Below are 22,286 nucleotides of genomic sequence, written 5' to 3' on the forward strand. Positions count from 1 at the left end.
GGCTATTTCTCTATAACTACTTCAAATCCAATTTAAAAAACAAAAAAGGTTTCGGAATGAGACCATTCCGAAACCTTTTTGTTTTCCTTTGATAAAAGCGCTGCTCGATTTTAGCAGGACGCTTGCTTATTCCACAATTTTTTTTTCAAAGCGATTGATGTCCGAATCCGCGCCGATGACGATCAATATATCACCCTTATGAATTAAATCGCTCGCCTGCGGGGAGACATTTATTTCGTTCCCTCTTTTGATCGCGACGATATTCAGCCCATAGTGAGCACGGATATCAAGGTCAAATATCGAGTTTCCATTCATCTTTTGGCTGGCAACAATTTCGACGATGGAGTGTTCATCAGAAAGCTCCAAATAATCGAGAATATTATTGGAGACGATATTATGGGCAATCCTTCTTCCCATATCTCGTTCGGGATGCACGACAAAATCGGCCCCGATTTTCCGGAGAACCTTCTCATGATAATCATTTTGCGCTTTAACCGTTACATTTCCGACACCCAATTCCTTAAGCATGAGGGTCGTCAATATACTAGCTTGAATATTCTCGCCAATCGCTACAATGACGTGATCAAAATTACGAATACCTATGTTTCTCAGCACATTTTCATCCGTAGTATCCCCTACAACGGCATGTGAAGCTATCCTGGCAAATTCATTCACTCGATCTTCGTCAGCATCGATGGCCAGAACCCCTAATCCTTCTTCAGCTAATGTCCTGACTATGCTGCCTCCAAAACGGCCAAGTCCAATCACCGCAAATTCTTTTTTCACAATAAGCCCTCCAACGTGATTCGTTCTCTCTTTAGAGCATGTTCTGTACTGAAAAGCATTTTTACGCTTCGCTTCCTTTAAACGTTATATATTCCGTCAAGTGATTGATCGCGAGTTCAATCGCTTTTTCATCAGGACTTAACTTGGCGTGGTGCAATCCGTATTCCGATGAAACCCCCAGCCAGAACATGAATCCTGGAATCTCCTTTAACATATATCCAAAATCTTCACCGGTCATCGCTTCAGTACAACAATGCAAATGGACAGCGTTTGACTTCTCTGTAAATTCCATGAATTCCCTGGTCAACCGTTCTTCATTATATACCTGGTGATACATCGCTCCATAGTCGATATCAGCCAAGCACTCATATCCCACTTGTATACCATCCACAAGCGCTTTTATTCTTGACTTGACCTTTACCATCGATTCGGGGTTAAGGGTGCGTATTGTGCCTTCTAACCGTGCTGTCTCCGCAATAATGTTTTGAACGGTGCCTCCAGTAATCTTCCCAACTGTAATGACAGCTGAATCAAGTGGATTGACATTCCTTGAAACGATTGTTTGCAGCTGCCCTACAAGCGAGCAGGCCGCAATGACCATGTCATTTGTTTCATGCGGATAGGCTGCATGCCCCCCTTTCCCCCTCAAATCGATGAATAATTCAGATGTATTGGCAAATAGAAGCCCTTCTTTTACGGCAATCGTACCAACTGGATACTCTGGAGCAATATGTAAAGCAAGGATCATGTCCGGCTTCCATTTTTTCATGGTTTCCGATTTAAGCATTGGTTCAGCTCCTCCAGGCCCCTCTTCTGCAGGCTGGAAAATGAATAGCAAGTCATCATCAATCGGATTTTCAGTGAAATATGTCAATAACCCCAAACCTATGCTCATATGAAAATCATGACCGCAGGCATGCATATATTCCTCGTGGTTGGATGTGAACGGCAATCCGGTTTCCTCTTTTATCGGCAGACCGTCAATATCAGCCCGGTAGCCAATAGTTTTTCGCGGATTCCTTCCCTTCACTTTCACGAATATCCCAGTCCGCCAAGTTTCGATTTCCATTCGCTCCTGGGCAAGGTTCGTTATGTAATTCAGTAGGTATTGCTGCGTCTTGAATTCCTTGAATCCTATCTCCGGTATTTGATGCAAATCACGCCGGATCTCGGCAAAAGGATTTATTTTCACGTTATTCCCTCCCTATACAGAAAGCGTGGATATAGTTATCCACGCTTCAGGCAATATTCACTAAAGAAATTAAAGTTGACGAAGTTCTTGCATGATTTCTGTTTTTGATTTTGTTTTTTCGTCAATTTGTTTAATGACCCTCGCCGGGATACCAGCAGCCACGGAATATGGAGGAACGTCTTTCGTTACAACTGCACCAGCAGCCACAACGGAACCTTCACCGATTTTGACACCTTCCAGTACGACCGCATTGGCTCCGATTAACACATCATCTTCCAAAATGACCGGTTGTGCGGAAGGCGGCTCGATCACACCTGCTAAAACGGCACCTGCACCTACGTGACAGTTTTTGCCCACTGTTGCACGTCCGCCCAGTATTGCGTTCATGTCGATCATTGTACCTTCACCGATAACAGAACCAATATTGATTGATGCACCCATCATGATGACTGCGTTGTCTCCAATGGATACTTGGTCACGGATTATTGCACCAGGCTCGATACGGGCTTTGATGCCTTTTAGGTCCAATAAAGGAATGGCAGAGTTACGACGATCATTTTCAACTACATAATCCTCGATTTTTGTTCCTGCTGCCTTGATTGCTTCTTCGACTTCAGACCACTCACCGAATACAACCCCTGTATTTCCTGTAATGAAAGTTTTAGAAGCTGGACCAAAATCCATGCCTTCTAAATCGCCTTTCACATATACCTTTACAGGTGTAGATTTTTTACTATTTGAGATAAAAGAAATAATTTCGTGTGCATCCATTTTATTCATTCCGGGTAAACCTCCTAAATATGTATCATTACTCGTTTTAAATTTACCAGACAACAGCCGGCAAGACAAGTTGAATGTCACTCTTATATATTATTCTGCCCTATTGACATTTTCGTAGGCGGACCTATAACATTCCTTGGTCACGAATATGCTCTTTCACCACTTCCGTGAATGCCTGGACTTGCTTTAACTGAAAGGCAGATTCATAGCCGCAAAGCCATGTATCACGTTCGATTGAGTGGTTATGCCCATCCAGTAGAGGGATTTTAAAAACATTCGTATCTTTATCATGTAAAGTGATGGCTGGCAGGATCGCATATCCTATACCATTAAACACCATTTGTTTGCATGTTTCGATTTGATCCACGACTATGGTGTTTTTTGGTGTCGTTTTAAATTGCCGATGCCACCAGTCCTGGATTTCCTGGTAATAATTCGAATCGCTTTTAAACTGAATGAATGGCCGGTCCGTTTCGAACACTTGATTCAGTTCCTTCATTTCAGTATCCACCAAATAAAGCATATCCGTGAATAAATGCTGTTTTACCCCTTTCCAATCCGGGGCTCCCCTTATGATGCCAATATGCACTTGCCCTTCATACAAAGACTTTAAAATCTCACTGCTCCAGCCAGTGATCAAGGAAATTTTGGCATACGGGTATTTTTGGACGAACTTTTTCAATACTTGCGGCAGCCAATTTTGACCGACAATCGAGGCGCAGGCTATCTTCAAGGTCCCATATACTTCATGGTCCATAGCTTGGATACTTTCCCTGACCTTTTCTTCTTTTTCTATGACTTCATTGGCCAAACGAATTACCGCTTCGCCTGCTGGCGTCAGTGACAGCCCTTTTTGTGAACGCAAAAACAGTTTCGAGCCCCAATCCTTTTCTATTGATTGTAAACGCTGAGATAAAGCAGGCTGGGAAACGAACAGCCGCTCAGCCGCTTTTCTCATATTCATTTCCTGAGCAAGCACGGATAATAAATGAAATTCTGAAAATGACATACACACCAACCTCTTGATAATCAAATCTTATCATGATGAATTAATTTATTTAAATTTTATTATCAACAAAGTCGGCTTATAATACAAGTGAAAAGAAACGGAGTGGATATCCTTTGACGATCATTTTATTGCTTGTCATCAGTTTTGCAGCATCCTTTGTCGGCACATTGGCCGGGAGCGGCGGTCTTATCGGCATGCCATCCCTTTTGTTGATAGGTTTACCCATCCACCAGGTTATTGGTTCAGTCAAGTTTTCCAATATGTTTTCTTCTTTTTCCAGTTTTTATATTTTATTCAAGAAGAAACAGTTAAAACTGAAGGATGGCCTCCAGTTAATCCCATTTGCCCTTTTCGGTGGCTTCTGTGGCGGGCTGCTTGCTAATTCATTCTCTGAAAAGGCGATGAATCTATTGGCCATCTGTCTTTTGACTGTCGCTTTGATCATGAATTTCATAAAAAAACCGAAACCTTCCGGTGAAGCGGATTGGCATCTCCCAAAAAAGGTTTACCCATCCCTATTCGGAATCAGTGTTTATGACGGTATGTTCGGACCGGGACAGGCAACCATGCTCATGTATACCTTTTTAAGAAATGGGGCCACCTACCTTCAATCCCTGGCTTTTACTAGATTCCAAACTTTCATTAGCTGTACAGCTGCATTCATCACCTATTTCCTTGCCGGTAACATTGCCTGGGAGATCGCCATTTATTACACGATAGGTTCCCTGATCGGATCACAGCTGGCCCTGCGGGTGGCTCAAAAAATCTCCACTCGACAATTGAAATTCATTTTACATTCGGTCACGATCGCATTATTGATTCAATTGATCATCAGAGTCGCGTTTCCTTAAAAAAAGGCAAACTCCATTTAAAGAGTCTGCCTTTTTTTTCCTATGCCTTCTTATTTTTTCTTAATCTCGTAAGTAACAGGAAGCTGATTATAGAGAAGACTAGAACAATGAGATAAATCGTCTGCAGTGACAATGTAAGTCCTTCCTGTAAAACCTTCACCACATTTTCAGGAAGCGACATGCGTTCTTCACTGTTCAACAGTTGGTTAGCCGTATTTATCGTCACTCCCGAGCCGGAAGGCGCATGCTCGTTCAAATAAGCTTGAAGTCTCATATTCATGATTCCTCCAAGCAATGCGGCACCTACCGTATTACCTAAATTACGCATAAACATATTGGAAGCTGTCGCAATGCCCCTGCGTTCCCAGCTAACTGTTTTTTGAATGACGACAATGAATGAGGTAGAAGTCAACCCCATGCCTACACCGACAAAGAATGATCCCATGGCAGCAATCAGTGGCCCGGCCTCCGGCTTCATCCATACTAGGATCAAACTCCCTAGGACCAATGAGCACCCTCCAAGGAGGGAGGTTGATTTGAATCCTATTTTCATCAATAACCTGCCTGAGATCATTGATGCGATCGGCCAGCCAATCGACATGGCTGTCAATGTAAAACCAGCTACCGTGGGTGAGCGCTCCATCACGCCCTGAACGAATGTCGGGAGGAAACTTGATAATCCAATCATCATCACCCCTGTCGTCAGGGATACAAGGTTCGCAATCAGAATCGAACGCTCCTGCCAAATTTCAAATGGCATCATCGGTTCGGCCGCTTTCTTTTCCTGAAGGATGAATAAGATGAAGGTGATGATGGCCACTAATGCCAAGGAAATGACCGGAGCTGAAGCCCATGACCATTTCACTCCTCCTTCTACGAGTATCACCATGAGAGTGGATATGGATAACGTCAATAGCGCTGCACCCAGGTAATCGATATCACGTTTTTTCTTTTCGATTTTTTCATGAAGGAAAAGCCAAATCCCAATAAAAGATAATAAGCCCAAAGGAACATTAACCCAAAAGACAAGCTTCCATGTCAGGGATTCAACGAGCACGCCGCCCAAAGCGGGTCCCATGACCGCTGAAATGCCCCAAACGCTCGATAGATACCCTTGAACGCGGGCCCTCTCTTCATTTTTATAAATATCACCAACAATCGTCGAAGCTACAGGAGCTACAGCTCCCGCCCCGAATCCTTGTACAAAGCGATAAATGATGAGTTCCGTCATGGAATCGGCAAAGCCGCAAAGAATGGAGCCAATTAAAAAGACAACGATTCCAAACAATAAGACAGGTTTTCTTCCGAGAATATCCGATAGCTTACCATAAATCAAGACTGTTACGGCGTTCATTAGCAAATAACTTGAAAACACCCAGCTGTAAAGTGAAAAACCACCTAAATCACTTACAATGGCTGGCATTGCCGTCGAAACGATCGTTCCTTCAATAGCATTCATAAACATAGCCAACATGATGGCAGCTAGTATGAAGGGACGTTTCAATTTTTTATTCTGCACTTTTGCACTATCCACTGCTTGGCCCAATTCCCGCATCCTCCCCTTAGACCTTAATTGTTTTTATAGACTTTACCACTAGCTGGGTAGAATATGTAAAAAAACAAGAAAACTCGCCAACTGGCGAGTCTTGAGGTTAACCATCATTTTATGCCTTGCTTATTTATCAGGTGTATTTTGTTTAAATACCTTTTTCAAGATTGCCCTTCTCGTTAAGATACCTTCAAATACATGTTCGTCATTCTCTACACAGACAAACGGATGATCAATCAACAATTCCACACCCTTGGTCAATGTATCTTCAATATGCAGGCGAGGTATTTCTATATTCATTATTTCGGAAACTTTTTTATTCTCAAGATTATCAAATTCAATTCGCTCCAGTCCCAAGATTGAATCAAGAATGACTGGTGTGCTAATTAAACCATGCAGTTTATACATCGGATCTAACACAGGAATGGCCGTATAACCGCTCTTTGTTAATACCAATAGTGCATGTTCTAAATTATTGGTTACCTGCACGTGGGCCACGCGTTCAGAAGAAATCATTAAGTCTTTAACGCTGGTTTCCAATAAATCCCCATCATGAGTACCGATCATGTTAAAACCCCTTACCATATGTTTTTATATACAGCTCTTTCTATAGTTTAACATATGTAAGCGGAAAAGGCTCATTCCTAGACCAATAAAATCCCAATCGGCGGGATTTCCGCAATAGACCCTTAGCCCTTACTAGTTTTGATGTTAACCTGTTTAAAACCGCATTCCGAGCATTGGTAAATCACATTTTGGTTGGATTGTGCGGTTAATACATTTTCCATTTCCCTTTCCTCACCGCATGCCGGGCATATTACCATTGGATTTTTCATTTACATCCCTCCAATTAATAAGATGTCGTAAAAATCACTACTTCATTCAAGTAAAAATTGACCGGTTCAAAATAAAAAAGCCGCTTCCAATGGAAGGCGGCTTTTTGTGATTTTTTTAAGATTGAAGAAGATCAAAGATTTCAATGGTAATCATATCAATATTATCGAATTGATATTTAGATGATTTCCCTTTATCACTGTATACTTCAAGCTCGAACATTTCTGTTTTGCTGAAATATGTAACCTGGCACTTTTTCACACCATCTATTTCAAAAAAACGTTGAGCAGATTCAGATTCCTTCGCTTGCTCTTGAAGACTTTTCAATCTGGTAAGGATGCCCTGTAATTGAGACATACTCCCTCTCCTTTCTGAATAAAACCTTTTCGATAGGTTTCACTATACCATACTTTTCTATCCAGTAGCCACGCTGAAATAAATTCAGAATAATTTAAAACTTCATTCTTTACATGGCACTATTAACAGAATAAAATAAGGAATGGATTTTGTACATGAAAAATTTTCTGGGGGTAGATTCAGTTGCAAAACATTAGTGAGCTTGGATATCGCATTTCATTGATTGATGGTTTTGATTTGGATAGAAGAAATCGTACAGGAACATATGTAATTGCCGATGAAGACATCACCTTAGTCGAAACTTCTGCCAGCCCTTCCATCCCCCACTTAATGAAGGGGCTCGAACATTTGGGAATCGCCCTCGAAGATATTACATATATCATTCTTACCCATATTCATTTGGACCATGCAGGCGGAGCTGGACTTTTTTTACAACATTGTCCGAATGCGAAAGTGATCGTCCACCCAAAAGGCGCACGGCATCTAGAAGATCCAACACGTTTGATCGCTGGGGCTAAAGCGGTCTATGGTGAAGAATTCAACAAGCTTTTCAATCCGATATTACCTATTCCAATAGATAGAATCCTGACTAAACATGATAAGGAATCGCTAAAAACAAGTGAAAATTCCAAGTTGACCTTTTATGACACGCCAGGACACGCTAACCATCATTTAAGCATTTTCGATTCAGTTTCAAAAGGGATGTTTTCAGGTGACACCGTAGGCATCTATTATCGTGAACTCGATGAAGAAGGTTTGGAATTTTACTTACCGTCCACATCCCCAAACCAATTTAATCCCGATGCGATGCTTGCTGCAGCGGAATTGTATGAAAGCATCGGCGTCGAACGTATATATTTTGGTCATTACGGGGTATCGGAAAATCCTAATGAAGTCTATAAACAACTTCATTACTGGCTGCCTAAATTCGTGGAGACTGCCAAATCGGCATATAGGGAATATGCTGGCTTCGAGGAACAAGTGGCAGCTACCAGTAAAAATATTTTCACGAAGGTCGCTGTTCATTTAAGCGAAAAGGGAATCACCGCTGATCATCCTGTTTTTGATATCATTGCCATGGACCTTAACGTTTGTTCCATGGGATTGATAGACTACCTGATAAAACAGGATAAAGATCGGTAGAATGGTCCTTAAGGTTTTTTCCTATTCAAATGTCTTGGCATTCTCTATAATGAAAAAGTAAACCTTACCTAAAGCATACATGGAGGAATGAAATGAAAGATGTTACGCTCTATACCCAACCTGATTGCCCTCCCTGCAAAATCATGAAAATGTTCTTTGATGATAATAATGTCGTATACAAAGAAAAAGATATTAAAGCGGATGGACATGCACGAAAAGAACTAACGAATAAATATGGCGCCTATTCCACACCGACGGTCGTCATCGATGGGAAAGCCATTATTGGTTTTGAATTGGACGAAATAAAGAAAGAACTGAATATATAACAAAAAGTCCAGGGAAGGCTGTAACCTTCCCTGGACTTTTTCATTTCAGCCTCTATACTTTTCAGCTTTGAAGGACTTTCCTCTAAATCCCTTATTCCATTTTTTCACTTCCATACTTTACGTCCATTATCTTCCAAACCCCATTTTCCTTTTTCAAAGTAACCGATTCAACATGTTTTTCCATCGATACAGGTCCGTCCCCTGTGTCCTGGAATTCCTCTTGAACATAAATGAAGTCACCGTTTTTCCCATATATAATTTCCGTATTTTTGTCGTAGCTGAAAAATGGGATATAATATGGTGCGAAATCTGATCCAAATGCGGTATAACCGCCATCGACTTTCACTACATTCGCTTGGACGAACTTCTCGATGAAGTCATCTGTGAAATGTTTATCCAACTTCCCTTCAATCGCTTCCTTAGTACGTACTTCCTCACTGATCGAACCTTGATTCTCCATGGCATCCTGTACTAAGGATAATACTTCCTCTCTATGTAAGCCCTCCGCTGAAGCAGTGAACCCTCCACTTAAAAATAAAAGGACGCTGGCAAGACATGCAACTAAATATTTACTCATTACAATCATCTCCTAATTATAGAATTTCTCCTAATGATTCGGATTTTTGCCCATGTCTTTCAATACCCGTCAAGATCAAAGCCAAACTACAAAAATTAATTTCTCCGTTAGACCTTGAAACCATTGCCCATTCTTCACAATAAAAAAGAAGATTTCATGATATTGAAATCTTCTTCTTACACCTATCGAAAAGCATAGTAAAAAATAAAACCGGCAACCAAAATCGTCCCAACTAAAAGAGAAACTAATATCGGGTTCTTTAAATAAGGATGTTCTTTAACTGTATCATCGATAGTCGAATCATATCTGGCTTTCACTTTCTGTGCCCTTGCCACAGAATAAGTATAAAAGAGCAGATATAACGCCATGACTGTAACGATTATGATTAGAATCCAGATGTACGTGCTCAAAATATGTCTCCTCCAAGCGCATCATTTCTGCTTATCGTTACACATTTAAAGCGATTATATTCATGAATCGTTTTTTATAACAATGCTTCATTTTCATATAAATAACTATAAGAAAGATCACAGAAAATGTATTCCTTATTATTCAGGGGATATGAAAAGGTCCGAATGGTTTCTCCCGTTTCAATATCACTGTATAAATCGGATAGTATTCCTGTTTTCCGATTACGCATCTTTACGATATTTTCGAGAAAGTAAGGTCTCCAGCTCCAATTTTTATTCATATAGCTCGGTTGGACTAACCATTGCCCGTCCTTATGGAGGATATTGGGAGATTTTTGATACCCTTCTTCATCACAAATATAAAGCCGGAAACATACGGAATCCAACTTTTTCGCCAAAACTCCGAGAAACTCTTCATGGGAGCCAGCCCGTTTATGCTGCTTTAAGAAGTTTTGCATATTCTCGTTGAATTGCAAAGTCTTTTGATAAACGGCTTCAAGCTTCTTGGTCTCTAAAGAAATGAAAGACTGACATTCTTGATGGAATTTTTCACGAAGTAAATCTTTATTAATGAACTCGCCTTCCGGTTTCGCCAAAAAATACCCTTGATAATATCGTCCCCCATTCTTCCATGCAAAGCGAAGCTGGTATTCGGACTCAATGTTTTCAAATAGTAAATTGGCGCCGATTTTTCGTGCAAGCATGCTTAGAGAAAACAGGATGACCTGATAGGCATCTCCACCTGAAATGCGAAGCTGGTCCAGGTTAACTTTTAAAATATTCGGAGAAATCTGTGCGATTCGGTCCAATTGCGTATCTTCCCCTAAATGATCTAAAGCTATCTTAATCCCATATGTTTTAAAGTAAGCAAGCACATGCTGCAAAGGATCTAAGTTTTCCGGACTGATCGTGTCTGATAATTCCAGCACGATCCGGTGCATTTCCCCCGGTTGAAAATGACGATGTAATATCTCCATGAATTCTTCGCCATGATCCAGCATAAGCAAATTAGGATCTCTGTTGATAAAGATAAGAAAATCTTCACCATAGTCTTTTATTCTCTCCAAGGCAATTTCAAGTACGTAATTATCCACTTCCACCCTATACTCTTCCGGCACTGCAGAATCGTGAAAAAAAGGGCCAAGGCTTTTATATTCCGCCTGTTCCTCATAGCGCCCTAGAATTTCATACCCGATTACCTGATGTTGATCTGCACTGAAAATCGGTTGAAAGAATGGTGTCACCTTGTCTAAATTCTTTAATATCTTTTCTGTATCCATGATGCATCTTCCCCCTAATTACGAAAACACCAATATGCCAAAATTATACCATTAGTTTCCGGCATTGATAATAAATAATTTTAATTCCTACTGAACAACTCATTTTTCAGAACATTAAAATACCCGTTCATCCTATCGTTTTGAAAAGAAATACATTGAAAAGGCATTGTCCATAAATGGAACAATGCCTTCAGTCTGATCAAAAAGGGAAGAACCACGGAATTGTGATCACCATGATAACACCAATGAAGATCTGTATGGATATCCCGATCATGATAAAATCTTTATGCTTGTAATCACCCGCCGTCATGACAAGCGCGTTGGTAGTGGCTACCCTTGGAGTGGATAACGCCAAACTTCCAGCAACGGCAAGGCATAGAAACACAGGAAGCGGATCGATTCCTTGATTCACCGCAGATGTCAGGGCAATGGGCGTCATGATTACCGTCGCGGCTCCATATGGGATGAATTGGCTCAGTATCAGTGTCAGGAGGTAAAAGACCGCCAATATGCCGTGTGCCCCGATATTACTGAATAAAACGGCCAGCCAATCACTTATCATTCTCACTCCACCCGTATTATCCAAAGCAGCCGTTATTCCGAACATGGCAGCAATCAAGAGAACAGGTTCCCAGTTAATCTTTTGGTATGCATCCTCCATCGAACGGACACAGCCAGTGATCACCATCAACAATGCTGCAGTCAGTACCGATAATACAGCAGGGACGGACTCCATCGATAAAAGAATGACCATCAATGCAGTGATTCCCAAAGCGATCCAAGCTTTGCCCCTGGAGTTGACCGGAGAGCCATCTTCTGAAGTACTTCCAATAACGATGACATCCTGTAAATCCGAGGAAATCCTCTCAATGTTCTCCCATTCTCCATGTATCAGGATTGCATCTCCCGGTTTCAAGCGTTCCGTTCCGACATCCGCTTGAATATATTCGCCATTCCGATTGATTGCCAGCACATTACATTGGTATTTCTCGCGAAAATGCACATCTATCAAGGTTTGATTTTCATAATCCGAATTCGGGACGATCAATATTTCTGTCAATCCAAATCTACTGCTAAGAAAATGTTTCTTTATTTGTTCTGTATTGAAATGTTTAAACTCCAGTTCATAGTTAAGTGCCAATCTCTCTACTGCTTCTTCTTCTCCAAACACCAAAATGACATCTTCGGGATGAAGAACTTCATCCGCCCTGGCTGAAATCGTCAGCTGTCTTTGCAGCAGCGGCAATTGTTTGTCCTTTGGCTTCCGCTGGATTTCAATCAAAGTCAATTCATACTGAATAGGAAGCTGGAGGTCTGACAGCCTTTCTCCAACAATATCGGAAGTAGCCGGTATGTGCAGATAATGCAATCGGTCATACACTTTGTACATGCCGGCAAGCTCCCCTGCAGACAGTCCCTTGACACTGTTATTCGCTGCAATCGTTTTCTCGGGAAGCAACAGGCGCCCGAGTGTCAACATGAAGAATAACCCTGCTGCAAAGGCGATTAAGCCAACAGGTGTAAAGTCGAAAAATTCTAAAGTCCCTATTCCGTTTTGCCGTAATACATCAGCGACGATCATATTGGAGGGAGTACCGGTAAGTGTTAATAACCCCCCAATACTGCTTGCATAGGCAAGGGGCAATAAATACCTTGTCGGACTTGTTTTTTGTTGTAAGGCCATGCTCATAACGAGCGGAAGCAGTATGGAAACAATTCCTGTTCCGCTTAGAAATGCACTTAATATTCCTGCAGTCAGCATGACGATAAGCAGCGATTTCCATTCACTGCCCCCACATAAACCTAACAACTTATTTCCTGCCTTTTCCACGATTCCTGAATTTAACAGGCCGGCACCGACGATAAATAGCCCAGCCAGCATGATGACCACTTGATTCGCAAACCCGGCCACCAGTTCATCCAATGTAAGAATCCCCAATAAACCCAGTATGGAAAGTGCGCTAAGTGCAATTAAATCAGCTCGAAATTTTCCTTGTATAAAAAGCGCAATCGCGCATAGAAGTATAATCAGTGTAATAAACATTGGTTCGGTCATCATGTTACCTCCGTATAGATGTTCAATTTCAAACCGGATACGGTTTCATCAAACCCCAGTTTACATGTTTTTCATAGGCTTATAGAAGATATTTTCTTCAATTTATGTATATTGTTTGTTAGTATGAGGAAGTAACATTTTTATATTAGATAGGTTGATTAATTTGAATAAACCCATATCAAGAAGAACATTCTTAAAGAAAAGTCTTGGTACATTGGCTACCATAACCGGTTTAGGTATTGGCGGAAACTATTATGCCCATAATTTGGAGCCGAAATGGTTAGAAATCAAGCACAAAATCATCAGACACCCGCTTATCCCAAAAAGTTTTCATGGCATGAAAATGGTCCAATTCAGTGATACGCATTTAGGCTTTCAATTTCAGCTTAAAGATTTACAAGCAATTGTCAATAAGATAAATCAACTGGACCCTGATGTTATTTTTTTTACCGGAGATTTAATGGACCAGCCTAATAAATACAAGGCTCACCAGAAAATCCCTCTCGTTTTGAATCAGCTCAAAGCGCCGCTTGGAAAGTTCAGCATCTATGGTAACCATGATCATGGGGGATATGGCTCAGAAATTTACAGTGATATCATGGAAAAATCCCATTTTACCATGTTGCAGAATACCTCAGCTAAGATAACCTTATTAACGGCTGAAGAAATAATCATTGCCGGGGTTGATGATGCCATGCTAGGAAAGCCGGATTTTGAAAAAGCCCTTTCCGGCATCCCGGAAGAAGTGTTCACCATTATGCTTTCACATGCCCCTGATCTTGCCGACATATCAAGGACTTACGACATCCAATATCAAATAAGCGGTCACAGTCACGGAGGCCAAGTACAAATTCCGTTTGCCGGTGCCCTTGTAACTCCTCCATACGCTGAAAAGTACCGGGAAGGCACATATGAAATCGATTCATTAACGTTACATGTTAATAGAGGGCTTGGCACTACCCGTCTCCCCTATCGTTTTCTTTCACGTCCGGAGTTGACTGTTTACGAATTACAAGCCGAAAAATGATAGAAAACGAAAACAGGGGAAAACCGCCAGACTTATTAACAAAACCTGTGCGGATAAAACAACTTGTTGCCATGTATCATTTATAATGGACTCCTATGAATTATAGCATTAGAAGTATATCGAGAAAACCAGGTCTTTTTTACCAGAATCAACGGTAATGCCATAAAGGTTATACCATACTTAAATAGCCACACAGGAAAGTGCCGATACACCCTAAAACAGACACCGTTATATAGATAAGGCTATCTATATAACGGTGTTTTCTAATAAGTTCAAGCGTTTCCATACTGAATGTCGAAAAGGTCGTAAAAGCACCCAGAAAACCTATCGTCAGAAAAACCTGCAAAGATAAAGCCCAGCTCTCTTTTTGCGGAAACACCAATCCCAGCCCGAAGGAACCTAAAAGGTTAATCAGTAAAATGCTAATGGGTATAGAGACCGCTGGCAAAAGCCTATTAAAAATAATCTGCAAGACATATCGGGAGGCCGCCCCAAAAAAACCTCCTATAAAAACAGAAAGAAACTCAATCAAAGCGAGTCACCTCTTTGTCTATTAAAAAGGCCCAGTCCGAGGAAACCAGCGACCAAACCAAATAAAAGCGTAGCTCCAAGATACAGTCCCGCCAATGGCAGAGAAGTCTGCAGTAGATTAACCACTTCTTGGGAAAATGTGGACATCGTGGTGAAGCCGCCGCAAAACCCGCTGCCCAGCACTAAAAAAACAAGCGACTTCTTTTTCGCGGCGAAATAGCCATTGATCATTCCAAGCAAAAAGCTGCCTACTATATTTATCAATAGGGTTCCAAACGGGAAGAAGGAATGGCCAGCAGTCAAGATTACGCAATAACGCAATATTGCTCCTGCCGCTCCTCCAAAACCGACTGCAAAGATGCTTTTTAATCGATCCATTTAGGTCCCCCCGAATTCTTCTCATAAGTAGACTCATTATAACAGATTAAGATGAAACAGGCTCTTTTCTTAAAAAAAACCATACTATGTAAAGAATTTGAGAAAAGGAGGCTAATTATGCAAACACAGTATTTTCCTTACTACCACTATCCACAGACCATGATGCTACAGAACGAATACAGAAATTCATATGGGAATGAATATGGACCTGAATATTGGAATGACGAGCGCTTCTTTCCTTTCTTTCCTCTATTGGCGCCTGTAGCTTTTGTTGCAGGATTGGCAATTGGACCGTTGCTATTCAATAACCGTCCACCTGTCTATCCTCCATATCCTCCTCCATACCCGCCCGCTTACCCTCCTTACCCTGCTTATCCAGCTTATCCTGCTTATCAAGGCTTTCAGGGTTACCAGCAACAACAATTCGGCGCACAGGCTGGGGTATCCGAAAATATCAATATATACACTCAATAAGGATTGCACAGAAGGCGACATTGAACGCCTTCTTTTTCTTGGACCAAAAGCCGTCAGATTGAATTTTACTTCACTATATATTTTGAAGTGGTATAATATGAAAATGAATAGAAGGTAAAATGTTAGGAAATGATGGTCATACCTTAGAGATGTACATGCATTGTTTTTTCACTATTTGTGCCTGGTTGCGCACACGTCTCTATTTCAACCAATATATAAGACAGGTTTTGATTGAAGGACGTCTGTTTGTAACGTCCTTCTAACCTTATTAAGAAAAGGAGTTTCCATGATGAACCAAACGAAAGGACATTCTGAAAGGGATGAGTTTTCGATTAACTCCATTGCCCAAGCCGTGTTTATTGTCAATAAACATGCAAAGACTGCATTGGAGCCCAAAAATTTATATAATTTAAAACGGCTCGCATTAAGCAAGCTTATGCAAGAAGGAAAAGCGAAGAAGATTGGACTTCATTTCTCTGATAACCCTCGCTTTGCAGCACAACAATCCGACGTCATTGTCGAATGCGGATCATATGTTTTTCATTTACCTCCCACTAAGGAAGATTTGAAAAAACTACCCCACCTCGGCAGCCGGGCAGCCTCCATAAGGAACCCTAAAGCCGCATTGTCATTATCCAAGGCAAAACAGATCCTGCAATCTTACGTTGGACAAGCAGGTGAAAAACAACCTAACCCTACCAACACCGAGAAAAGGGCTCACGGGCGTGGGTCGGTCAAGCAACCTTTCCACAATCCATTTCCATCCTCCTTTTTAGGAAAAGGTTCCAAGTATTAATCATCATTGATAAACCAAACGGGCCGTGAGGTAATGCCTCACAGGCCCGTTTCACATTCATAATACCAATCTGTCTATCAACTTTATTAGCTCTGCAATTTCTGGCTTGCTGATCTGTGCGTCAGCCCCTACGACCTGACCTTTATGACGCAGGCTGTCCGTAATCAAAGAAGAGAAAATAATCACCGGCAATCCAGCGAGTTCCCCGTTTTCCTTTATTCTTCTAGTCAAATGATGCCCATCCATTTGAGGCATCTCAATATCGGTAATCACCAGTTGCACTTCTTCTTCAACCACTTTTCCTGAATCAATTAAATTCTCCAGATAATTAAATGCATCAAGTCCATTTTCATAAAACTCAAAATACTTGAACCCAGCTTCTGACAATGTATCAAACAGCAACTTCCTCAGTAATGGAGAATCTTCTGCAATCAGGATTCTCTTGTCTGAATTTTGCCGGATACCAAGCTTTTTAACCTGTTGGATGTTTATTCCTGATTCTGGATTGATTTCGACCATTATTTTTTCAAAATCTAGTAACAGTAACATGTCACTATTTAATTTTATTACTCCGATAATCTGACTTTCAAGGCCTTGATACATATCTGAAGGCTTTTCGATTTGTGACCAGGAAATACGGTGGATCTGTGTTACGGTATGGACATGGAAAACCACTTTTTGCTGATTGAATTCAGCCACTATGAATTTATCCTGCTCAGGAGTTTCAGATGGCGGAAATCCTAAAGCATCCGCCACATTCACAACTGGAAGGACTTCTCCGCGAAGCTCAATGATCCCCTCCACATTTGGATGCGAATGCGGGACTAGCGTAATGGGGACAGGATTGATGATTTCCTTCACCTTAATTACGTTAATGCCGAATTTATTATTTCCGAGACCGAATTCCACTATCTCAAGCTCATTCGTTCCACTTTCAAGTAATATTCCTTTATTTGCTTCCATTGTTTCATCCCGCCCTTCTACTTTTTCATTTCATAATCCATAAATCATTTAACCGCTAGGAAAAATACCATGGTTTCATCAATGAACTCATACCTAATAATTCGGTTAAATATTTCTTTTGTTTAGGGCACAGCTAAAAAAAGAATCAAGAAGTGATTATTTATTAATACCAAACTAAAAAGGGACCCATCAGAGTCCCTTTTTCCATTCTCATTATTCACCACTGCCATACCGGCCATCATATCGATCGTAAGGCTGTCTCTTCGATAAAAACCTCCATATTGGGTGGATCAGCAAATAACTCCTTGCAGCCCTTCTAAACCCACTTAAAATAGCAGGTCAGTTGGGTCTTTTCATCTCCTTCACGACCTTTTCTTTGGATTGAGCCATCCTTTTTTAACAAAGAATAAAAACATCATCAAGGCAATTCCGCCCATCATTCCAAGAATGATGAAATAGCCATAATGCCAATTTAATTCCGGCATATATTCAAAATTCATCCCGTATACGCCCACTATGAAGGTCAGCGGCATGAAAATGGTAGTGATGACAGTCAACGTCATCATCGTAGAATTCATATTATTAGAGTTCACAGACAAATAGCTATCTCGGATATCTGACGAAAAATCTCGATACGATTCAAGCATTTCAGTCAATTTAAGAAGATGATCGTACACATCATTAAAATAAAGGTGCTGATCCTTCAAGTAATTCAGACGCTCTGATGAGATCATTCTGTACAATAAATCACGCATCGGCAATATGGTCCGACGGAGCTTGGACATATCTGTACGTAAATCGAAAAGCTGATCCATCAATTCGTTAATCGTGTCATTTTCAGTATTTTCCTCAATGCTGCCCAATTCGCTTTCTATTTTATAAACAGGCGGGAAAAATTCATCGACGATCCTGTCAATTATCCTATGCATCAAGAAAAAGGGACTTTGCTTCAACATTTTATTACCAGCAATTTCTTCCCATACTTTTTCCAGTTCAAGCATGTCTTCCTTATGAAAACTGACTATCCATTTTTCACCAACAAACATATCCAATTCCACTGCTTTAAATACCTTCTCCCTTAGAGCATGTATCACAAGAAATTGGTAGCCCTCATAAAAATCCATTTTGGGACGTTGGTTAAAATCATCCAGGCAGTCTTCGATTGCCAGCGGATGAAAGTGAAAATGATTGGTTAAAAGTTCGATTTCCTTGTTTGTGGGGTTGGAAAAATCCACCCAGTACCACTCGATATCCGAATTATTCATTTCGGTTAGCGGTAAACCAAAACTGACTTCATGATTAGAAGTTATTGCGCAAGTCCTTATCATATGTATCAATCCTCAAAATTTTCTTATCATACATTATACCTTTAATTCATTAATCTCAAAAAGTTTTCTCCCCCCTCCAAACTAAATGATAAAATAGAATGAATGAGTCAAACATTGTACATAATTCATGTAGTAAGAAAAGGGAGGATATTCATAGATGGAACATTTAATAAACCCTCTAGTAAAAGACGTTAAAATATCAGGAATCCGTAAATTCTACAATATGGTAGCTGATATCGAAGGCACCATTTCCTTAACGATAGGACAGCCTGACTTTCCAACTCCGATGCATATTAAACAAGCTGCAAAACATGCCATCGATAATGACTATACCGTTTATACACACAATGCGGGCTATTTGGAATTACGGGAAGCCGCTTCAAATTATGTAAAGGATAAATACAAGCTTAACTATGATCCGGAGAATGAAGTAATAGTGACCTCTGGTGCCAGCGAAGGCATAGACATTACGTTCCGGACGATCCTCACCCCAGGAAACGAAGTAATATTACCGGGTCCGGTATATCCGGGATACGAACCCATCATAAAGATGTGCGGGGCAACACCTGTTTATGCCGATACAACAAAAAATGGATTTCGTTTGACTGCTGATATACTTGAAAAATACATAACTGAGCATACCCGGTGCATCGTTCTGCCCTATCCATCGAATCCGACCGGGGTTACATTATCTGCCGAAGAATTATTGGACATTGCCGAACTTGTCAGGGGCAAGGACATCTTCATATTGGCTGACGAGATATACAGTGAACTGGTATTCGATCAGGAGCATGTTTCGATTGGCACTTTCTTAAAAGAACAAACCATCGTCCTGAACGGACTGTCCAAGTCCCATTCCATGACCGGGTGGAGAATCGGCCTTCTGTTTGCGCCTGCAGCCATCTCTCAGCATCTCCTGAAGGTTCACCAATACAATGTGACCTGTGCCGCCTCCATATCGCAGAGAGCTGCCTTGGCAGCATTGACGGCAGGCAGAGATGATGTAATCCCCATGAAGACTGAGTATGCACGGAGACGGGAATACGTATTCAGCCGCTTACAAGCGATGAATCTGGAAGTAGTCAAACCAAATGGTGCCTTTTACTTTTTTATAAAGCTGCCTGAAGGCTATTCCTCTTCGCTTGATTTTTGCCTTAAGCTTGTTCAACAGGAAAAAGTGGCAGTGGTCCCTGGAGATGCATTCTCTCCCCTTGGTGAAGGGTACTTCAGGATATCTTATGCATATTCCATGGAAACCCTTGAAAAGGCTTTGGATCGTATTGAGGCTTTTTTAGCCATAAAGTAACCGAAAATAAAGCGGCCTTCAATTGAATGAACAATTGAAGGCCGTTTTCCTATTTTCAAAGTTGTATGCTACCGAAGGTTTTTCACCAAGTCAGTCAATTAATACAACCTCCGTAAGAAACGAATTTCCCGATATCCCTCTTCCTTATTTGTCGTGGTAAGGCTCACTTCAACGATTGACCCAAGTAAATCAGCCATCACTTCTTCAAATTCCTTTGCGGAGCGCGGCTTTGAAAAACCTAAACTCTTCAATTCGCGCATCAGGATCTGAAAACCGGCATTCGTTTCGATATGACTGAATTTCACCGGCAGTATCAGCGGACTTTCATTCATTAATTTCAGATCCCAACGAATGGGCTTTGTTTGGTGAATGGTTTTTTCTCGCTTAAAACCTTCAATCCTTACAATATATCGACCATCTTCTAATTCCTGGAATTTCATATTGATATCATCGAATTCGCCCATAGCTTTCACTCCTTTTTGTAAAGGCTGTCGCTATCAGCTTATTCATGATATAGAAATGCTAGCACTAATTATAATGTTTATATAATGCTTGTGTACCGCTATTTTCCTCGCCAGCTTCTGCCAGCCCCTCATATAGGGATTTGCTTAGGCTTAATCCAGGAGCGTCCATTCCCATTCTTTCCGCTTCATCAAGTGCAATCTTCATATCCTTGATAAAGTGCTTGATATAAAAACCAGGTTCAAAATCCCCTTCAACCATTCGCGGCACAAGATTGGACAGTGACCAGCTTCCGGCGGAACCCGATGATATGCTCCTTAAAACCCGTTCCGGATCCAACCCGGCCTTTTTGGCATAGGAAATCGCTTCAGTCACTCCGATCATATTTGATGCAATGGCGATTTGATTGCACATTTTCGTATGCTGTCCTGAGCCAGCCGGGCCTTGATGGACAACATTGCTGCCAATGATATCAAAAATGGGCAGGACAGCTTCAAATGCCTCACTAGACCCGCCGACCATGATCGTAAGCTTCGCATCACGAGCACCGATATCTCCTCCGGAAACCGGTGCATCCAATGATTCCATGCCCCTTTTCTTGGCTTCTTCTGCAATTTTCACTGCCAAAGATGGAGTGGATGTCGTCATATCGATTAAATGGGTTCCTTGTTTCCCGTTCTCGATAAGCCCATTTTCCCCCAGATAGATTTCTTCCACATCACTAGGGTATCCCACCATGGAAATGATCACATTGGCTCTCTGCGCAATTTCCTTTGGTGCAGATGCCCACTTCGCTCCCTGTGAGAGCAGCTCACTTGCCTTATCTTTCGTCCTTGTATAAACAAACACCTCAAATCCCGCCTTAAGAAGATTTGCGGCCATGCTTTTTCCCATAACTCCTAAACCTATGAAGCCGATCACTTTGTTCGATTGCATATTGCAGATTCCTCCCAATCATTTTGTTTCAAAAAGTCTTAAATGGACTTTATCATTCCTCCGTCAACTAAATACGACTGGCCCGTTAAATATGTATTAGCGCCTGAAACAAGGAAAGTAACGAACCTTGCAAATTCCTCGGGTTCCCCATAACGGCCAAGAGGGATTTTGTTAATCGATTGTTCAGTCACCTCCTCAGGAGTGACGCCTTGTTTCTCCGCATTCATTTCATCAAGGTGCTGAACGCGGTCTGTTGCGATTCTTCCTGGACCGACTGTATTGATCAAAATCCGGTCCGGTGCTAATTCTGAAGCTAACGTCTTTGACAATCCAACGATTGCCGTCCGGAATGTATTCGATAATATCAATCCTGGAATCGGTTCCTTAATGGATGAAGAAGCAATATTAACGATTTTCCCGCCCTGTTTTTTTAAATGTGGCAAGCTTTCACGGATCGTCCTGATGAAACTTAGTAAATTAAGTTCGAAGGATTGTTGCCATTCTTCATCATTGAAATCCGTAAATGAACCCCCTGGAGGACCTCCGGCGTTATTAATAAGAATGTCGATACCGCCGAATTCCTCAGCAGTTTGCCCAACCAGGCTTTTAATATCTTCAGCTTTTGTTATATCCGTTACCTTATAAGAAACTTTACCCGTCCCAAGCTGCGATAATTCCCTTTGTACGGCGGCAAGCTTTTCTCCATCACGGCTTGCCAGCATGACATTTGCCCCTTCCTTAACCAATTCAGCTGCCATAGCCTTCCCCAAACCTTGACTTGAAGCTAAAATCAATGCATTTTTCTTTTCCAAATGTAATTCCATATAATATTTAACCTCCATTTTCTTAAAATCATAATTCCATTATATCGTCATAACCGTAAAGTGAAAAATCTGAATAATCATTATTGTGATTTTTATTTACAAAAAATAGCC

The 22,286-nt window shown here is 41.2% G+C and carries 26 protein-coding genes; 7 read left to right on the forward strand and 19 right to left on the reverse strand.

All coding sequences use genetic code 11. From position 1 onward, the window contains the following. Positions 1–126: 126 nt before the first annotated feature. From LQ188_RS17565 to LQ188_RS17580, 4 genes are all read right to left on the reverse strand, one after another. Positions 127–789 carry a TrkA family potassium uptake protein gene (locus tag LQ188_RS17565; protein ID WP_284702805.1) on the reverse strand — a complete coding sequence of 221 codons (663 nt, stop codon included), beginning with the start codon at positions 787–789 and terminating at the stop codon, positions 127–129. A gap of 58 nt (positions 790–847) precedes the next feature. Continuing rightward, on the reverse strand, positions 848–1,972 hold the full coding sequence (locus LQ188_RS17570) for an N-acetyldiaminopimelate deacetylase (RefSeq protein WP_101224731.1): 1,125 nt from the start codon (positions 1,970–1,972) through the stop codon (positions 848–850). 75 nt (positions 1,973–2,047) lie between these two features. Next, positions 2,048–2,758, reverse strand: a complete 711-nt coding sequence (gene dapD / locus LQ188_RS17575) for a 2,3,4,5-tetrahydropyridine-2,6-dicarboxylate N-acetyltransferase (protein ID WP_230177595.1) — start codon at positions 2,756–2,758, stop codon at positions 2,048–2,050. Between the two features lie 124 nt (positions 2,759–2,882). Beyond that, positions 2,883–3,767, reverse strand: a complete 885-nt coding sequence (locus tag LQ188_RS17580) for a LysR family transcriptional regulator (RefSeq protein WP_063231999.1) — start codon at positions 3,765–3,767, stop codon at positions 2,883–2,885. Positions 3,768–3,880: 113 nt separating this feature from the next. Between LQ188_RS17580 and LQ188_RS17585 the strand changes: the two genes are divergently transcribed. Next, entirely contained in the window at positions 3,881–4,618 is a 738-nt protein-coding gene (locus LQ188_RS17585) for a sulfite exporter TauE/SafE family protein (protein ID WP_230177596.1), read from the forward strand. 40 nt (positions 4,619–4,658) lie between these two features. Here LQ188_RS17585 and LQ188_RS17590 read toward each other — a convergent pair whose 3' ends face one another. The 4 genes from LQ188_RS17590 to LQ188_RS17605 form a co-directional block, all read right to left on the reverse strand. Further along, positions 4,659–6,173, reverse strand: a complete 1,515-nt coding sequence (locus LQ188_RS17590; RefSeq protein WP_230177598.1) for an MDR family MFS transporter — start codon at positions 6,171–6,173, stop codon at positions 4,659–4,661. A gap of 120 nt (positions 6,174–6,293) precedes the next feature. Next, a complete protein-coding gene (cbpB, locus tag LQ188_RS17595) occupies positions 6,294–6,734 on the reverse strand; it encodes a cyclic-di-AMP-binding protein CbpB (RefSeq protein ID WP_101224526.1) in 441 nt (146 codons plus the stop codon). 122 nt (positions 6,735–6,856) lie between these two features. Continuing rightward, positions 6,857–7,003 (reverse strand): hypothetical protein, encoded by a 147-nt coding sequence (locus LQ188_RS17600; RefSeq protein WP_230177599.1) that lies wholly within the window; start codon positions 7,001–7,003, stop codon positions 6,857–6,859. Positions 7,004–7,118: 115 nt separating this feature from the next. Continuing rightward, positions 7,119–7,358, reverse strand: coding sequence for a YkuJ family protein (locus LQ188_RS17605; RefSeq protein WP_034314086.1), 240 nt, complete (start codon positions 7,356–7,358; stop codon positions 7,119–7,121). A 183-nt stretch (positions 7,359–7,541) separates the two neighbouring features. Between LQ188_RS17605 and LQ188_RS17610 the strand changes: the two genes are divergently transcribed. Both LQ188_RS17610 and LQ188_RS17615 read left to right on the forward strand, forming a co-directional pair. Next, positions 7,542–8,501, forward strand: a complete 960-nt coding sequence (locus tag LQ188_RS17610; protein WP_230177600.1) for an MBL fold metallo-hydrolase — start codon at positions 7,542–7,544, stop codon at positions 8,499–8,501. A 92-nt stretch (positions 8,502–8,593) separates the two neighbouring features. Then, positions 8,594–8,827 carry a glutaredoxin family protein gene (locus LQ188_RS17615; RefSeq protein ID WP_061462251.1) on the forward strand — a complete coding sequence of 78 codons (234 nt, stop codon included), beginning with the start codon at positions 8,594–8,596 and terminating at the stop codon, positions 8,825–8,827. Positions 8,828–8,918: 91 nt separating this feature from the next. On the opposite strand, the gene LQ188_RS17620 is transcribed toward LQ188_RS17615, so the two are convergent. From LQ188_RS17620 to LQ188_RS17635, 4 genes are all read right to left on the reverse strand, one after another. Continuing rightward, positions 8,919–9,404 carry a DUF3993 domain-containing protein gene (locus LQ188_RS17620; RefSeq protein ID WP_157831112.1) on the reverse strand — a complete coding sequence of 162 codons (486 nt, stop codon included), beginning with the start codon at positions 9,402–9,404 and terminating at the stop codon, positions 8,919–8,921. A 182-nt stretch (positions 9,405–9,586) separates the two neighbouring features. Next, complete coding sequence (locus tag LQ188_RS17625) at positions 9,587–9,814, reverse strand: hypothetical protein (protein ID WP_101224523.1); 228 nt, start codon at positions 9,812–9,814, stop codon at positions 9,587–9,589. A 74-nt stretch (positions 9,815–9,888) separates the two neighbouring features. Continuing rightward, entirely contained in the window at positions 9,889–11,094 is a 1,206-nt protein-coding gene (locus LQ188_RS17630; RefSeq protein ID WP_230177601.1) for an EAL domain-containing protein, read from the reverse strand. Positions 11,095–11,293: 199 nt separating this feature from the next. Continuing rightward, positions 11,294–13,150, reverse strand: a complete 1,857-nt coding sequence (locus LQ188_RS17635) for an SLC13 family permease (RefSeq protein WP_230177602.1) — start codon at positions 13,148–13,150, stop codon at positions 11,294–11,296. 163 nt (positions 13,151–13,313) lie between these two features. Here LQ188_RS17635 and LQ188_RS17640 point away from each other — a divergent pair, with 163 nt between their 5' ends. Further along, positions 13,314–14,177 (forward strand): metallophosphoesterase, encoded by an 864-nt coding sequence (locus tag LQ188_RS17640; protein WP_101224520.1) that lies wholly within the window; start codon positions 13,314–13,316, stop codon positions 14,175–14,177. 169 nt (positions 14,178–14,346) lie between these two features. Here the strand turns inward: LQ188_RS17640 and crcB are convergent, their stop codons facing one another. After that, entirely contained in the window at positions 14,347–14,709 is a 363-nt protein-coding gene (crcB, locus tag LQ188_RS17645; RefSeq protein WP_101224519.1) for a fluoride efflux transporter CrcB, read from the reverse strand. After that, positions 14,706–15,086, reverse strand: a complete 381-nt coding sequence (locus LQ188_RS17650; protein WP_101224518.1) for a CrcB family protein — start codon at positions 15,084–15,086, stop codon at positions 14,706–14,708. The genes crcB and LQ188_RS17650 overlap by 4 nt, the downstream gene beginning before the upstream one ends. Positions 15,087–15,203: 117 nt before the next feature. Between LQ188_RS17650 and LQ188_RS17655 the strand changes: the two genes are divergently transcribed. Continuing rightward, the gene (locus tag LQ188_RS17655; RefSeq protein ID WP_202190633.1) at positions 15,204–15,560 is read left to right on the forward strand and encodes a hypothetical protein; all 357 of its coding nucleotides are present in this window, start codon (positions 15,204–15,206) and stop codon (positions 15,558–15,560) included. 289 nt (positions 15,561–15,849) lie between these two features. After that, on the forward strand, positions 15,850–16,356 hold the full coding sequence (locus LQ188_RS17660; protein ID WP_101224517.1) for a YkyB family protein: 507 nt from the start codon (positions 15,850–15,852) through the stop codon (positions 16,354–16,356). Positions 16,357–16,413: 57 nt separating this feature from the next. On the opposite strand, the gene LQ188_RS17665 is transcribed toward LQ188_RS17660, so the two are convergent. Both LQ188_RS17665 and corA read right to left on the reverse strand, forming a co-directional pair. After that, a complete protein-coding gene (locus tag LQ188_RS17665; protein WP_230177603.1) occupies positions 16,414–17,319 on the reverse strand; it encodes a chemotaxis protein in 906 nt (301 codons plus the stop codon). Positions 17,320–17,681: 362 nt separating this feature from the next. Then, a complete protein-coding gene (corA, locus tag LQ188_RS17670) occupies positions 17,682–18,647 on the reverse strand; it encodes a magnesium/cobalt transporter CorA (RefSeq protein WP_230177604.1) in 966 nt (321 codons plus the stop codon). Between the two features lie 157 nt (positions 18,648–18,804). On the opposite strand from corA, the gene LQ188_RS17675 reads away from it, so the two are divergent. Beyond that, complete coding sequence (locus LQ188_RS17675) at positions 18,805–19,953, forward strand: aminotransferase A (RefSeq protein ID WP_230177606.1); 1,149 nt, start codon at positions 18,805–18,807, stop codon at positions 19,951–19,953. 98 nt (positions 19,954–20,051) lie between these two features. Here LQ188_RS17675 and LQ188_RS17680 read toward each other — a convergent pair whose 3' ends face one another. From LQ188_RS17680 to LQ188_RS17690, 3 genes are all read right to left on the reverse strand, one after another. Beyond that, a complete protein-coding gene (locus LQ188_RS17680) occupies positions 20,052–20,417 on the reverse strand; it encodes a hypothetical protein (RefSeq protein ID WP_034314117.1) in 366 nt (121 codons plus the stop codon). A 64-nt stretch (positions 20,418–20,481) separates the two neighbouring features. Then, positions 20,482–21,351: an NAD(P)-dependent oxidoreductase gene (locus LQ188_RS17685; protein WP_230177607.1), complete on the reverse strand. Its 870-nt coding sequence runs from the start codon at positions 21,349–21,351 to the stop codon at positions 20,482–20,484. A gap of 38 nt (positions 21,352–21,389) precedes the next feature. After that, positions 21,390–22,175 (reverse strand): SDR family oxidoreductase, encoded by a 786-nt coding sequence (locus LQ188_RS17690; RefSeq protein ID WP_101224513.1) that lies wholly within the window; start codon positions 22,173–22,175, stop codon positions 21,390–21,392. Positions 22,176–22,286 lie beyond the last annotated feature (111 nt).

It is taken from the genome of Peribacillus sp. Bi134 (assembly GCF_918698065.1).
In the GTDB taxonomy this organism is placed as follows: domain Bacteria; phylum Bacillota; class Bacilli; order Bacillales; family DSM-1321; genus Peribacillus.

Coding starts and splice junctions, on each gene's coding strand:
- dapD (WP_230177595.1), bottom strand. CDS start 2,758: ATGAATAAAATGGATGCACACGAAATTATTTCTTTTATCTCAAATAGT.
- LQ188_RS17580 (WP_063231999.1), bottom strand. CDS start 3,767: ATGTCATTTTCAGAATTTCATTTATTATCCGTGCTTGCTCAGGAAATG.
- LQ188_RS17590 (WP_230177598.1), bottom strand. CDS start 6,173: ATGCGGGAATTGGGCCAAGCAGTGGATAGTGCAAAAGTGCAGAATAAA.
- cbpB (WP_101224526.1), bottom strand. CDS start 6,734: ATGATCGGTACTCATGATGGGGATTTATTGGAAACCAGCGTTAAAGAC.
- LQ188_RS17600 (WP_230177599.1), bottom strand. CDS start 7,003: ATGAAAAATCCAATGGTAATATGCCCGGCATGCGGTGAGGAAAGGGAA.
- LQ188_RS17605 (WP_034314086.1), bottom strand. CDS start 7,358: ATGTCTCAATTACAGGGCATCCTTACCAGATTGAAAAGTCTTCAAGAG.
- LQ188_RS17615 (WP_061462251.1), top strand. CDS start 8,594: ATGAAAGATGTTACGCTCTATACCCAACCTGATTGCCCTCCCTGCAAA.
- LQ188_RS17620 (WP_157831112.1), bottom strand. CDS start 9,404: ATGAGTAAATATTTAGTTGCATGTCTTGCCAGCGTCCTTTTATTTTTA.
- LQ188_RS17630 (WP_230177601.1), bottom strand. CDS start 11,094: ATGGATACAGAAAAGATATTAAAGAATTTAGACAAGGTGACACCATTC.
- LQ188_RS17635 (WP_230177602.1), bottom strand. CDS start 13,150: ATGACCGAACCAATGTTTATTACACTGATTATACTTCTATGCGCGATT.
- LQ188_RS17650 (WP_101224518.1), bottom strand. CDS start 15,086: ATGGATCGATTAAAAAGCATCTTTGCAGTCGGTTTTGGAGGAGCGGCA.
- LQ188_RS17655 (WP_202190633.1), top strand. CDS start 15,204: ATGCAAACACAGTATTTTCCTTACTACCACTATCCACAGACCATGATG.
- LQ188_RS17660 (WP_101224517.1), top strand. CDS start 15,850: ATGAACCAAACGAAAGGACATTCTGAAAGGGATGAGTTTTCGATTAAC.
- LQ188_RS17665 (WP_230177603.1), bottom strand. CDS start 17,319: ATGGAAGCAAATAAAGGAATATTACTTGAAAGTGGAACGAATGAGCTT.
- corA (WP_230177604.1), bottom strand. CDS start 18,647: ATGATAAGGACTTGCGCAATAACTTCTAATCATGAAGTCAGTTTTGGT.
- LQ188_RS17675 (WP_230177606.1), top strand. CDS start 18,805: ATGGAACATTTAATAAACCCTCTAGTAAAAGACGTTAAAATATCAGGA.
- LQ188_RS17680 (WP_034314117.1), bottom strand. CDS start 20,417: ATGGGCGAATTCGATGATATCAATATGAAATTCCAGGAATTAGAAGAT.
- LQ188_RS17685 (WP_230177607.1), bottom strand. CDS start 21,351: ATGCAATCGAACAAAGTGATCGGCTTCATAGGTTTAGGAGTTATGGGA.
- LQ188_RS17690 (WP_101224513.1), bottom strand. CDS start 22,175: ATGGAATTACATTTGGAAAAGAAAAATGCATTGATTTTAGCTTCAAGT.